Source organism: Mycoplasma crocodyli MP145 (assembly GCF_000025845.1).
GTDB classification, from domain to species: Bacteria; Bacillota_I; Bacilli_A; order Mycoplasmatales; family Metamycoplasmataceae; genus Mycoplasmopsis; species Mycoplasmopsis crocodyli.
This window is the reverse complement of record NC_014014.1, coordinates 244,029-257,914: the sequence shown is the minus strand read 5'-3', so window position 1 is coordinate 257,914 and position 13,886 is coordinate 244,029. Positions and strand designations below refer to the sequence as shown.

Here is a 13,886-nt window from a genome sequence, read left to right as displayed (position 1 = left end):
CATTTTTTTATATACTTATATTTATATGACAAACAAGAGGCCGAAAGTAGGAATAATAGCTGAATACAATCCATTTCACAATGGACATCTTTTTCAATTAAATTGAATTAAAGAACGTTTTAATAATCCTTATATCATTGTTGCTATGAGTTATAAATACAGCCAAAGAGGTGAAAGATGTATTTACTCATGATCACAAAGAAAAAAAGTTGCTAAGAAATTTGGAGTTAATAAATTCATAAAATTAGGGGTCAATATTTCAGCACAAGCAGCTCACATTTTCGCTAGAGAATCAATCTTAAAATTAAATAAAGAAAAGATAGATTATTTAGTTTTCGGTTCCGAAACTAATGATATAAATTTGTTCAAAAATATTGCAATTACACTAAAAGAAAAAGAAAGTGAATATAATAACCTTATTAAAAAATATTTAAAAGTTGGCGGCAATAGTTTTCCAAGATCTACTAACCTAGCACTACAAGAATTAACTAATTCAAACATTAGTATGCCTAATGATATCTTAGGAATAGAGTATGTTAAAACCATAGTAAATAACAACTTGAATATTGAACCAATTTGTATAAAAAGAACAATTGATTTTCATAGTCAAGATTTAGAAAATAATTTTGCATCAGCCACAAAATTAAGAGAAATGATAAAAAATAATATTGATGTATCAAACTATACACCAGTTGATTATGGAAAATATAAAAAACAAAAAGATATTAGATGCTACTATAAAAAATTTCAAAAAATTATAAGAAATACAAGCCCTGAAAAATTAAGAAAATACAAAATGATCTCAGAAGGAATTGAAAATCTATTTAAAAAAAACATAGAAGAAAAAACATATGATATTTTTGTTGAAAAATGTACATCTAAAAGATATACATCAAGTCGAATTAAAAGAACAATACTTTTTGTATTATTGAAACACAAGAAATAATTTTCATTATATAATTATTAAATATGAATAAAAATTTAGAAAATAACACAGAAAAAAATAATGAAATTTTTGAAGAAAAAAACGAACAAAATAACATAAAGCCATCACTTACAAATGACTTAAAAATTGCTTCAAGAAACAAATATATTAGAACAAAAGTTAATGCTAATATGTTGTATTTTTCACACCTTTATGGAAGTAAAAATAACTTTATCAAACAACTTTTACTAGTGAGTTTATTAGCGGTTTTATTTACTGTCCCAGCTGTTTTTTTATTACAAAATAGTGGATTGTACGACATAGGAATCGGTGCATTTGGACAAGCATTTGGAAGATTAAGTCGTTACTTAATTATAAAGGGTGGCGGTAGTCAAGAACTTGCATATTCTGTTTATAACTCATTCTTTTGAGTTTCATACTTTGTTTTGAATGTTCCTTTGATTTGGTTAGCATACAAACACCTTTCAAAAAGATTTGCTATTCTTTCTGCAATCTTTATTATTGAACAATCAATTGTTGGAGTTTTAATGGGATTTATTCCAAATATTGAACGCGTATCATTTTTTACTGATCTAGCTAAGGATTCGCCTGCGGTTTTTGAAAAATTCGGGATTAGTTCAGTAATGTGAAATTACCCTGATGACGCTTCAAAACATTTATCAGTATTTCTTTACGGAATATCTTGGGGATTAGTAAATGCTTCAATTACATCATTGTTATTAATTTTGGAAGCAAGCACTGGCGGATGAGATATTTTAGGTTCGTACGAGGCAAAAAGGACAAGAAAAGATTTGGGTAAAATATTTTTTATTCTTAACTTTGGTAGTTTAATATTTGCAAATTTTGTTGGTACTTACATCCCGTCATCATTAGCACTTCAACAAAGTTCATTCTTAGAATTACAAAATAAGGCTTGAAATGTTGACTTACTATTTAATCCTAATTTCTTATCCGGAATTGTAATGATTATGTTATATACATTTGTACTTAACTTAATATTTCCTAAATATACAATGGTGCAAGTTCAAATATTTACTTCAGATGCTGAAACTTTGTTATCAAATATTAGTGAAAAAACCTTTGGTAAGTATTCATTTAGTATTGTTAAAGTAATAGGAAGTTATTCGAAACAAGAACAAAAAATGCTTATAACAAATTGCATGTATTTAGATGCAGCAGATTTACACTCAGTTGTAAGAAGTTTTGATAAAAATTCATTCTTTAGTGTAATAGATATTAAAAAGGCTGATGGAAATATTTATATTAAAGATGATGTTTAATAAAAATAGCAAATTTTGGGTTGCTATTTTTTGTTGAGTTATTTTATTTTTGAATCATTAACTAAAATCTAGTGTTTCGTTTTCAAAATCAAATCATTGTTATGTAAAACCAAAGATTAAATTTGTTTGAAAATAAGTAGATTTAGTTATTTGTCAATATTTTTGATCATAATTTAAATAAAAAAAACAAAAATAAATTATAAAAATATTAGGTTTGTTAAAAAAACAATGAAAAACTATGTTTTTAATTGTATTATTATATAATAATATTAATAATAATAGGAGGAATAATGGCTGAAGTTAAAACAGTGTGACATATTACATGTATAGATGGTGAATGAAGAGTTGTAAGAGGTGGAAATGTAAAGGCAACAAAAACCTTTAAAACAAAAGCGGAAGCAACTGAATATGCAAAAAGCGTTGCTAAAAATAACAATGGTAGTATTCTTATTCACAACATGGATGGTAAAATCAGCAAAGGTCACAATTACAAAAAATAATTGTAAATTTAATCAATAATAAAAACCGGTAATTGGTTTTTTTATTTTTTTAAGTTTCTTAAATTAAAAAAACACTCTGCAAATAATTTAAATAAAAACAGAAGCTTGAATTTCTGTTTTTATTTAAATTGTGAATTATATAAATTAGAATAGAACCCGTCAAGTTGAATTAAGTTTTTATGTGTTCCTATTTCAATTATTTCTCCATTGTTAACTACAATAATTAAATCAGCTGTTTTAATCGTGCTTAGTCTATGAGCTATAACAAATGATGTTTTAGATTCCATAATTTTTAATAAACTCGCTTGTATAATTTCTTCAGTACTAGAATCAATATTTGATGTAGCTTCATCTAGTATCAAAATGCTTTTATTTGCTAAAACAGCCCGTGCTATAGCTATTAATTGTCTTTGGCCTTGTGATAAATTTTGACCATTGTTTTCGATTTGTGTTTGAAAACCGTTTGGAAGAGTTTTTATAAAATGAATAGCATTTGATAAATTAGCAGCTCTTTCAACATCTTCTTTTGTTGCATTTTTATCGCCTAATTTAATATTGTTTTCAATAGTATCATTAAACATAAATGTATCTTGGAGCACAACAGACATATGTTCTCTAAGATTATTTGTTTTAATATTTCTTAATTCATAGCCATCTATTTTTATGCTACCTGAATTATAATCGTAGAATTTACCCAACAAGTTAATTATTGTTGTTTTTCCAGCTCCTGTTGGCCCTACTATTGCAACGGTTTGTCCCGGTTTAGCAACAAATGATGCATTGTATAATTGATATTTTTTACTATTTATATCGTATTTAAAACTAACATTTTTAAATTCTATTAATCCGTCTATTTTATCAATTGTGATGTCTTCAACATGTGGTTTTTTAGTATCTAAATTAAGTATTTTAAAAACCCTACTTGAAGAAGCTAGTCCCATTTGAAATGAAAAATTAATGTTTAATAAGTTTTGAAATGGACCCATGAAGTTTCAATTTAATGAAATAAAAGTAACTATTAATCCAGATGTTGCAGTTCCGTCAGGATTAGTTCCTAAACCACCTATCCCGCCAACAGGTATTTTGTAAATATAGAATGAAACAGCCAAAACAGCAACACATAAGTTAGCAATCCCCGAAGTAATTCCAAATCAAGGCTCAGAACTTCTTGCTATTGCATCAGCTTTAAAAGAAGTAAGTTTTATTCCTCTAGTTATTTTTTTAAACTCATTAAAAATATTATCTTGTTGATCAAAAGCATTCATAACTTTTGTATTTGCAAGATTTTCCTCTACAAAAGCATTTAAATCACCAAATAAATTTTGTACCTTAACAAAATAAGGTTGTGCTTTTTTTATAACAATAAGTGAAATAAAGAATAGGAATAAAGCAAGAGGGACAACAATTAAAGTGATAAATGAAGCAACAAACATCATTGCAATTATAGAAAGTAGAACATTAAATATACTTGAGAAAAATTGGTTTATTGTGTTATACATTGTGTTTGAAACATTATTAATATCATTAATTAATGTAGAAATTAAGTTACCTGCTTTTTGTTTATCATAGTATGAAATAGGCATTTTAATCAATTTATGCATTGCTTCTTTTCTCATTCTTGATGAAGTTTGATAAGAAACTTTTATATACATATAAGCATCAAAGTATCTAAAAAATCCATAAGCTATAAACACCAATCCCAATATAACAAGTCATATGGAAAAGCTTTTAACATTAAAATCGCTTTTTGAACTGCTTGCAATATAATTAGCAAAATATTGTTGAAATATATAACCAATTAAAAAGCTTCCAATTACATAAAAAATAGAATGACAAAACGAAAAGAAAATACCAAGATAGAGTTTTTTACTATCATGTTTTAAATAGGAGATTATGTTTTTAAAAGTTTCCTTTGAAGAAAAACCTAAATCGTGTTTCTTTTTTTTATTCATCTTATTCCTCTAGTTTTTGTAATTGGTTTAAATAAACCTTATTATATCAGTCATTATTTTCTATTAATTCTGAGTGCTTACCTTTTCCAATAATTTTTGATTCATCTAAAACTAATATTAAATCAGCATGTTTTATTGAATTTATTTTTTGACTTATTATCACTGTGGTACAGTCATATTCGTCTTTTATACCTTTTAGCAACTTGTTGGTAGTAATGTTATCAAGTGCCGAAGTTGAATCGTCTAAAATTAATAATTTCGGAGTTCTTAGTAGAGTTCTTGCAATGCTTAATCTTTGCTTTTGACCACCACTCAAGTTTTTTCCTCTTTGCTCAACTGGGTGTTCTAATCTATCTTCAAAAGTTTGTATAAAATCGATCGCACACGAAACTCTCATTGCTTTATTAATTTCATCAATAGAAGCATCAGATTTAGCAAACATTAAATTAGATCTTATAGTTCCTGAATAGAGCATTGCTTCTTGATAAACAATTCCTACATTCTCATGAAGAGATTTTGAATTTATTTTATTTACTTCTTTATTGTCAATGCGAATAGATCCGTTTTTATACTCAAAATTATTAACTAACAAGTTTGCAATTGTGCTTTTTCCTGAACCTGTTGGTCCTATTATTCCAAGTGTTTGACCAGGTAATAATTTAAAGTTTATATCACTCAATGCCTTTTCTTTTGATGTATCAAAATATTTAAAATTAAGATCTTTAAATTCTATTGAATATCCTTTTTTATTATCCTTGTCAAGATATTCTCCATCTTCAACAAATAGATTTGTAAATTTAAAATCTAAGACTTGATTTATTCTTCCACAACTAACTTTAGCTCTATAAAAAACAATTAAATATTGTGATAATAAAACTATTCCAAACGAAATCAAAAACATATATTCAATAAAAATATTGATTGTTGCTAAATAATTATAATCATCAAATCCATTTCAAATTTTGATACCAGCAAGTGCATAAATTAATACCAAAACAACATTTATCAACGCAAAGAAAAAGGGATGTCCAATTGCAAAGATGTTATTAGATTTAACTTGTAGTTTAAGTCATTTGTCATTTGTACTTGTGAATTTTTTTTCTTGCATATCTTTAAGGTTATAAATCTTTATCAACCTTGCAGCAAGAATATTTTCATCTACTTCTTTTGTTATTTCATCAAGAACAACTTGATTTTTTTTCATTAATGGAGCAGCTTTAATCATAATAAAAGCAATTAAACCAATCAAAATAGGAACAATTACAAGAATTGAAACCGATAAAGTCATATCTGTTAATAAAGCAAAAACGGTTCCACCAATAATTAACAATGGAGCTCTAACCAATGTACTAGTTGAACTTATTAAGAAGTCTCAATATTGAGCTACATCATTTGAAACTCTTGTAATTAAACTTTCTTGAGAGATTGAAGCAATATCTTTTAAGCTAAATTTTTGCATTTTCTTATAAAGTTTATCTCTTAGGAAATTTGTAGTTTCATTTCCAGCTCATGTTGTAATTATAATAGAAGCTAAGGAAGTTATAAATGAAATAATAACTGTAGATAAAGTTAAAATAATTAAGGCTTTAATTGTTTGATCATATTGACCCCTAAAAATGATGAATTTTTGAAAAAGTACAATATCTGCACTTTTGCTATTTGAACCTTGTGCAATCAACTTAATAAACTGAGACATAAACATTGGTACAAGCAAACTTGTAACAACATTTATCAAAAGTAAGAAAACACCTATAAAAAAATATAATTTAACTTTTCCAGGTACAATTTTAAAAATTTTTAACATAGCTTTCCTCCTTCAATTAATAAAATATTTTATATGATAACATATAGAAAATAATATGTATATATTTTATAAAATATTTATGTAAAAAAAATCTTTTTGTATAATTAAAATTATGAAAAAACAGTTAAAAAATGAGCATCAAATAAAAGCTAAATTTACTTTAATTAAATTCTGTGATTTAGAGTATCCTTCACTGGACTTTCTTGTGGAGGAATTTTCACTTAACTTGTTTAATACCGTCTCCCTGTAGTATTAGTTTTTAATAACTATTTAAAAAATAATATGAAAGGAATAATAAATGGCAATTAAAAATAAAAAAACTAGCGACATAATTCAATTAGCTAGTGTCGTTAAAGAATTCTCTGGAAAGAAAGTTCTTGATAATGTTGATTTAACAATAAAAAAAGGTGAATTTGTTACCTTGCTTGGGCCTTCTGGTTCAGGTAAAACAACAATTTTAAGACTAATTGGTGGTTTTGAATGAGCTACACGTGGTGAAATAAAATTCAATGGTGTAGATATCAAAGACTTACCTGCACACAAACGTAATCTTTCAACAATTTTTCAAGATTATGCACTTTTCCCACATCTTAATGTTGAAGGTAATATAAAATTTGGACTTAAACTTAGAAAAGTACCAAAAGAAAATATTAACGATAAGCACATTAAACTTCTTGATCAAAAAATAATTCAATGAGAAACTAAGGCTAAAGAAAATATGAAAAAGTTAGATAAAATTCAACAACAATATGAAATCGAACTTAAAAATCTTAAACCAAAAACATATCAATTCAAAAGACGTCAAAATTGACTTGATGATTCTGATTTTAAGTACTCATATTGAGAAAGTTACACAGACCAAAAAAAATTAGCATTTGAAAATAAGTTCTTTAAAAGAAGAATGACAAAAAATGAAATGCAAAGTAAAATCAATGAAATTATTGAACTTGTTGGTTTAAAAGGAAATGAAACAAGAAATATTAACCAATTAAGTGGTGGTATGAAGCAACGTGTTGCTTTAGCAAGAAGTTTAGTTATTCAACCAGAAATTTTATTACTTGATGAACCGCTTAGTGCACTTGATGCAAAAATAAGACAAAAGATGCAAGTTTTATTAAGATCAGTTCAACAACAATTAGGGCTTACCTTTGTATTTGTAACACATGATCAAGATGAAGCACTTGAATTATCAGATCGTATTGCAGTTATGAGAGATGGAAAAATCGAACAATATGATACACCTAAAAATATATATGACTACCCAGTCAACATCTGAGTAGCATCATTTATTGGAGATTCAAATATTTTCAAAGCAAAATTTATAGGTAATAATCGTGTTAAGTTGTTAAATCAAGAATTTAAAACTGTTCATGATGAAGATGAATTCGCACCTGGAACAGAAGTCGATGCTCTTGTAAGACCTGAAGACATTGACATAACAAATCAAACTACTAAAACAAAAGGTAAAATCAAGGGAGTGATAAAAGAAATTTCTTATAAAGGTAGCTATTATTACTTAAAAGTAAATATAGATGATGACAATGATATATATGTTGAAACAGCTAAAAAATTTGACTTAAATGAAAAAGTTTATTTAAGTTGAACAATTGATTCAATTCATTTGATGAACAAAGATGTAAAGTGAGATTATTCTTCTAATGTATTCAAAAATTAAAGAAAAAGTACTTAACAATAAAAGATTAATGTTATTAATACCTTATTTTGTTGTTGCTTTATTATTAATTCTTTTACCAATAATTCTTATTATTATAAATGCTTTTAGTCCACAAAAAAGTGAACAAGGTTATTCAGATAATTGAGAGTTATTAAAAGCATTAAGCACCTGAAATATTATTTCAAGAAGCTTAAGAGTAGGAATTATTTCTGCTATATTGTGCTTGGTTTTAGGATTCCCATATGCTTACTTTGTTTCATCATCAAAATCTAAAATATTCCAAATTTATGCTATGTCTTTAATGCTTAGTCCAATGGCTATTTTCACAATAGCTAGAGTTTATTCTTTAAGAACGTTGTTTGTAAATATCTTTGACGATAACGCTCTTAATAAAGAATGATTTTTAATAGTTGGTCTAACTTATTTAAACCTTCCACTTATGATTATGCCGCTTTATACAGTACTTAAAGACATGCCAGGTAACATTATAGAAGCTAGCCATGATTTAGGAAATGGAAGTGCAAAAACTATGGTAAAAGTTATTATACCTTATGCTCTTAAAGCTATCTTAAGTGGTTTTGGAATGATATTTTTAAGTAGTGCTACAACATTTATTATTAGTGCAAAACTCCTTCCTGACGGTAGCCAAAACCAAATGATTGGAGATATCATAACAAAAACTATTAACCCTGGAAACAAATATGATTTAAGTAAAGGTAGTTCACTTGTAATTGTTGTATCAGCCTTATTCATAGGTATATATAGTTTAATATTGCTTCTTCCAAAATTGTTCTTCAAATTTAAGAAAGGAGCTAATTATGAATAAATTTAAAGAATTTTTTAAACGTTCGTACGTTTATATTCTACTTAGCCTTTTTTATATACCACTTGTTGTAGGAGCAGTTTTTTCATTTAATTCTAATCCTAATAAAGGTGGATTTCTAACTACATGAAATAAATTTTCTTTAAAACAATGACAAACGCTTTTTGCTCAGGGAAGAGATATAGCTCTTATAAATTCAATTATAATTGCTGTTGTGGTTTCGTTGTTAGTTATTACACTTTCACTTATTACTGTATTTGCTCTATATAGACAAAAAAACAAAATGATTAGAGGTACGGTAACAAGTACTGCAAATATACCTTTAATTAATCCCGACAATATTACAGCCATTGGTTTAGTTTTGGTTTTTGCACTATTTTTTGGAGTGATTGCGTCAGACAGTGAAGGACTATGAAGAGCAATAATCGGTCATACAATTATGGCTTTACCATATGGAATATCTCTAATGTATCCTCGTAGCGAAAAATTTAATCTAAATCTTTATGAAGCAAGTCAAGATCTTGGCTATTCAAAAATAAAATCATGATTTAAAACTTATTTTATTTATATGATGCCTTCAATTATAATGGTTGCTTTAGTATCATCATTCTTAAGTTTTGATGACTTTATTATTACAAGAACAGTTTCTAATACATCAACATTGGGACTTAAATTATATGAAGGTGCTTTTGAACCATGAGCTTTAGTAATAGGTGCAATACTACTTACTTTTACCATTTTAGGTAATATTGTTTATGTGGCTTTTAAAGCTAAAACAACAAAAAAACTATACAAAAATAAGAAGAAACTTAATTCAAATTACAACACAAATAATTTACAAGATACAAATTTAACTGAAATAATTGATAAAAATGATTAAAATAAAATCTAAAATATTAAAGTTTCTTTTTCCTTTTGTTTTTATCACCTCGCTTGTTACTATATTAGTTACAACAGCAACTTTTAAAAGTAAGAACAATTTTAAACCGGCTTTTTATAACTATAAATCATATATGTCTAAAGATAATGTTAATGAATTGTCTAAAACTTTTGAATATAAACAATTTTCTGAAATAAACGAATTCACAACAGCTCTTGTAAACCATAGAGCAGTAGCTGGAATAGGAAGTGAATTCCAAGCAGTTCAATTGATAAAAAAAGATGAATTGCACAAAATAAATTACTCAAAGCTTCTTAATATTCCTGATTTAAAAGAGGAAGATTATGAGCGCGCTCTTAAAACGATTATAAGACCAGAAATATGAAATCACATAAATAGTTATGACGAATATTTAACAACTGATTTTTTCGGTAAACCATTCCAAGAAAAAAAACATTTATGACAGTATTTTATGCCTTACTATTCTCAAGATGTTTTAATTGCCTATAATATTTTAAAAAATAAACCAGATTCATTAAATGAAGAAAATCAAGAAATTGACTTTTCTAAAGAACAAATTAATGGTTCATCTCCATATTCAATGATTAATATAATGAAGAAATTATCATTAGAAAAGTACAACAATTGAATAATTACTGATGCTATGAGAGATAACATGATGTTTGGGTCTGGATATGAATTAAATCTCGATGACTTAAGTAGAAGTGATAAAGAATTTACTGGAAAGGTAAATTCTAGCACATACAAAAAACTTATTGATAACTACATAGACTTAATAAAAGATGGAACAGGATTTGATATTCGAAATACCAAACAAATCAACTTTAAAGGTGATGGTTTAGAATTACTAAATGAATTAATTAATCCAGAAACGAAAACAAATGTTTCTATAATGTACAATGGCGATGCTATTGATGCTTATTATTCATCAGATAATTTTTCAAGTGTTGAAGACGGAAGTGCTATAAGAGCAGTAAGACCTTTGAAAAATATTTTACTTGTTGATGGTGTTGTTTTTTCAAAGTATAACTCACAAGAAAGTATTGATAAATACGCTGAAACTTTATCAAAAAGTATTTACAAAAATGTGTCACTACCATATGTTTATAAAACTAATAATAACTTAAACACAAAAGAAGCTATTCAGAAAGCGCTAGATAAATATTATATAGACTTTAAAATTAATGAATTAAATGATTTATTTTTAGATAATAATATTTCTAAATTTTCTCTTGAAAGTATTACAATATTTTTAAATGAAATATTGGATGTAATAAGTAAAAAGAGAGATTTGAATGACAAGCAAATAAATCAGGATGCCGATTTAATTAAAGAATTTATATTGAATGAATTAAATAAAAACAAAGATCTTAATTACAAAATAATTAATAATATTGCTAATGAAATAGAAAATAATTTTACCAATTTATCTATATTACAAGCACTTATGGTTATTTATTTAAAAAATGAATTGCAAGAAAATAAAGAGTTATTAAAGTCAAACAAAGACGAAATAATTGAAACTATTGCTCAAAATATCACAAACGATTTAGCTTGAAGCAAAATGCCTAATTATGAAAGTGATCAAAAAGAGTGAAAGAAGAATTTATGACAAAAAGAATATTTGACAATTAATAATTTTGACTTTATTAACTACGTTCCTACTCTATCAGTTGATTATAATTTCATAGCAAGAAATTACTTCTATAACGGTGATGGTTCAGTTGATGAAATAGCTCTTAATATGTATAAAATTGACGACAAAACAGAACATAAAGGATTGAAACCTGTGAGCGATAATTTATTTAGCAACATGAGTTTTTATTACTATGAAAAAACTAGATCATAAATAAGGAAATAATGGAAAAAGGCCATCGATTTAAATTTAAAATAAACTCAAAAATACTTGCTTTTATTTCTAGTATAGTATTACTTTTTGCCCTTTTATTTGGAGCATTAGGTTACAAAATTGCTAATAGTTATAAGCCAAGTTTTTACAATTATAAGTCTTACATGTCTAGAGAAAACATAAAAAAACTTTCTAAGGATTTTGACTATAAACAATTTTCAGAAATTAACGAATTCACTCAAGCTGTTGTTAACAATAGAACAGTAGCAGGAATAGGAAGTGATTTTCAAGCAGTAACTTTAATAAGAAAAAAGATTTTAAAACCTATAAATTTCGAAAAGTTCTTAAATCTAGGTTTTAAAGTAAGAGATGATAATCATCTAGAAGAAATTCTTAAAAAAACTTATACTCCTATTATATGAAAACACTTAACAAGTTATGATGAATTTTTAAGAACTGATATAGAAGGTCATGAACTTAATGCTCATTTGTGAAAGTATTTTGTTCCTTACTATACTCAAGATGCAGTTATGGCTTATAATTCTTCTAAAACTGAAAATAAGGATTTTGTACTTACGAATGAATTATTAGAAAATAATCTTAAAACAATTAACCCAAATTATAAAATTGAAGATAAGTTTTCAATGTTTAATTTATTTAATACTTTAAAAAAGAATAATTTTAACCACTTTTATATGACTGATGCATTAAGAGATAACATGTTATACGGTTCAGCTTACGAGTTGACAATTAATAATAGCAAAAGAACAGATGCAGAATTTAGTGGATTAGTAACAAATTTAACATATCAAAGATTAATAAAAAACTTCGGTGATTTAATTCATGATAGTACCGGTTATGATATTAAGAGCAATGGAAACATTACTTTTAAGGGAGATGGACAAGAATTGTTAAATTCCATTCTTGATCCTAATAAAGAAAACGCTCAAGCAGCTATTATGTATAATGGTGATGCATTGGATGGACATTATTCAGAAGATAATTATGCTAATGTTAAACAAGGAACTCTAAAAGTGGTTAAGCCTTCAAAAAATATTTTACTAGTCGACGGATTCGTTATAGTTAATAATATTTCACAAGGTGTAGAAGATCAAGTTTATAAAACATTAAACTCAGGTGTTTATAAAAATAGTGGATACTTAGCCAAACTATCAAATGAACATCCGGAATGAAATACTGAAAAATTATTATATGAATCGCAATTCAATATTTATAAGGATTTTACGAAAAATGAATTTAAAAAACTTAATGTTAAAAAGAGCGAAGATTGATACAACCAACTTTTTAATTTAATTAAAAAATATTATAAAGTTGGTAGCAAATCGAAATGAATTGATAAGTTTAAATTAGAAAATGAAGATTACTTTAAAGAATTGGTAAAAGTACTCAAAATAAGCGATGAAGAAACTTTAATAAAATTATCATATATTAACATTTCATCAAATGCAAATGATTTATTTGATAAATATTCAAACTTAGAAAACTTTGATTTAATTAACTACACAGCAACAAATTATCTCGATTATGAACTACTCAAAAACAACTATTTCATAGATGAAGAAGGAAATTTTGACGATGTAGCATTCGCTATTTATGAAATTGATATCGAAAAGGATAAACTTCATAAAAACTTTCAACATGAAGGTATTAAACCAGTTGATGATGAACTCCTTTCACTAATAAATAATTACTACTATAGACAAACAAAAAATTAAGAATTAAAGTTCTTAGTTTTTTATATAAATTTTGTGTTTTAAGTTAAAAAATATTATTAAAATAATATAACTAATATGCTATAATAGTAAAGATTTTTCAATAACGAAAGTTATTAACAGAAAAAGGGGGTAGATATGGCAAATATTAAATCTAAGATAAGAAGTATTGCTAAAATGGAAGAAGCTAGAGTTAGAAATAACGCTATTAAATCTCAAGTTAAAAAAGCAATTAGAAAAGCTAGAGAAGCTGTCTTAGCTAAAGATGAAAAAGCAATGGAATTTGTAGCAAATGCAAGTTCTAAAATTGCTTGAGCTGTTCAAAAAGGTGTTTTTCACCCAAATAAAGGTGCTAGAAAACAATCACGTTTAGACACTTTTGTTAACAAGAACAAATAGCAAAAAATAAAGTTGCCAAGCAAC

General features: G+C 26.2%; 11 protein-coding genes. 9 read left to right on the top strand and 2 right to left on the bottom strand.

Going from position 1 to position 13,886, the window contains the following annotated elements:
• Positions 1 to 25: 25 nt before the first annotated feature.
• The 3 genes from MCRO_RS01295 (at position 26) to MCRO_RS01285 (ending at position 2,726) form a co-directional block, all read left to right on the top strand.
• The gene (locus MCRO_RS01295) at positions 26 to 946 is read left to right on the top strand and encodes a nucleotidyltransferase (protein WP_013054523.1); all 921 of its coding nucleotides are present in this window, start codon (positions 26 to 28) and stop codon (positions 944 to 946) included.
• Positions 947 to 969: 23 nt separating this feature from the next.
• On the top strand, positions 970 to 2,226 hold the full coding sequence (locus MCRO_RS01290; RefSeq protein ID WP_013054619.1) for a YitT family protein: 1,257 nt from the start codon (positions 970 to 972) through the stop codon (positions 2,224 to 2,226).
• A 290-nt stretch (positions 2,227 to 2,516) separates the two neighbouring features.
• On the top strand, positions 2,517 to 2,726 hold the full coding sequence (locus tag MCRO_RS01285; RefSeq protein ID WP_013054697.1) for a DUF2188 domain-containing protein: 210 nt from the start codon (positions 2,517 to 2,519) through the stop codon (positions 2,724 to 2,726).
• Between the two features lie 119 nt (positions 2,727 to 2,845).
• Here the strand turns inward: MCRO_RS01285 and MCRO_RS01280 are convergent, their stop codons facing one another.
• Together MCRO_RS01280 and MCRO_RS01275 are read right to left on the bottom strand one after the other, a co-directional pair.
• Complete coding sequence (locus MCRO_RS01280; protein ID WP_013054759.1) at positions 2,846 to 4,678, bottom strand: ABC transporter ATP-binding protein; 1,833 nt, start codon at positions 4,676 to 4,678, stop codon at positions 2,846 to 2,848.
• 1 nt (position 4,679) lies between these two features.
• Positions 4,680 to 6,482, bottom strand: coding sequence for an ABC transporter ATP-binding protein (locus MCRO_RS01275; RefSeq protein WP_013054267.1), 1,803 nt, complete (start codon positions 6,480 to 6,482; stop codon positions 4,680 to 4,682).
• Positions 6,483 to 6,780: 298 nt separating this feature from the next.
• Between MCRO_RS01275 and MCRO_RS01270 the strand changes: the two genes are divergently transcribed.
• From MCRO_RS01270 to rpsT, 6 genes are all read left to right on the top strand, one after another.
• Positions 6,781 to 8,157, top strand: coding sequence for an ABC transporter ATP-binding protein (locus MCRO_RS01270; RefSeq protein WP_013054683.1), 1,377 nt, complete (start codon positions 6,781 to 6,783; stop codon positions 8,155 to 8,157).
• Complete coding sequence (locus tag MCRO_RS01265) at positions 8,141 to 8,983, top strand: ABC transporter permease (protein ID WP_013054191.1); 843 nt, start codon at positions 8,141 to 8,143, stop codon at positions 8,981 to 8,983. The genes MCRO_RS01270 and MCRO_RS01265 overlap by 17 nt, the downstream gene beginning before the upstream one ends.
• Positions 8,976 to 9,860 carry an ABC transporter permease gene (locus tag MCRO_RS01260; protein WP_013054462.1) on the top strand — a complete coding sequence of 295 codons (885 nt, stop codon included), beginning with the start codon at positions 8,976 to 8,978 and terminating at the stop codon, positions 9,858 to 9,860. Before MCRO_RS01265 ends, MCRO_RS01260 begins: the two co-directional genes overlap by 8 nt.
• Positions 9,853 to 11,730, top strand: coding sequence for a hypothetical protein (locus MCRO_RS01255; RefSeq protein WP_013054395.1), 1,878 nt, complete (start codon positions 9,853 to 9,855; stop codon positions 11,728 to 11,730). Before MCRO_RS01260 ends, MCRO_RS01255 begins: the two co-directional genes overlap by 8 nt.
• A gap of 11 nt (positions 11,731 to 11,741) precedes the next feature.
• Complete coding sequence (locus MCRO_RS01250) at positions 11,742 to 13,466, top strand: hypothetical protein (RefSeq protein ID WP_041594017.1); 1,725 nt, start codon at positions 11,742 to 11,744, stop codon at positions 13,464 to 13,466.
• Positions 13,467 to 13,601: 135 nt separating this feature from the next.
• Positions 13,602 to 13,862 (top strand): 30S ribosomal protein S20, encoded by a 261-nt coding sequence (gene rpsT / locus MCRO_RS01245; protein WP_013054344.1) that lies wholly within the window; start codon positions 13,602 to 13,604, stop codon positions 13,860 to 13,862.
• The last annotated feature ends 24 nt before the right edge of the window (positions 13,863 to 13,886 follow it).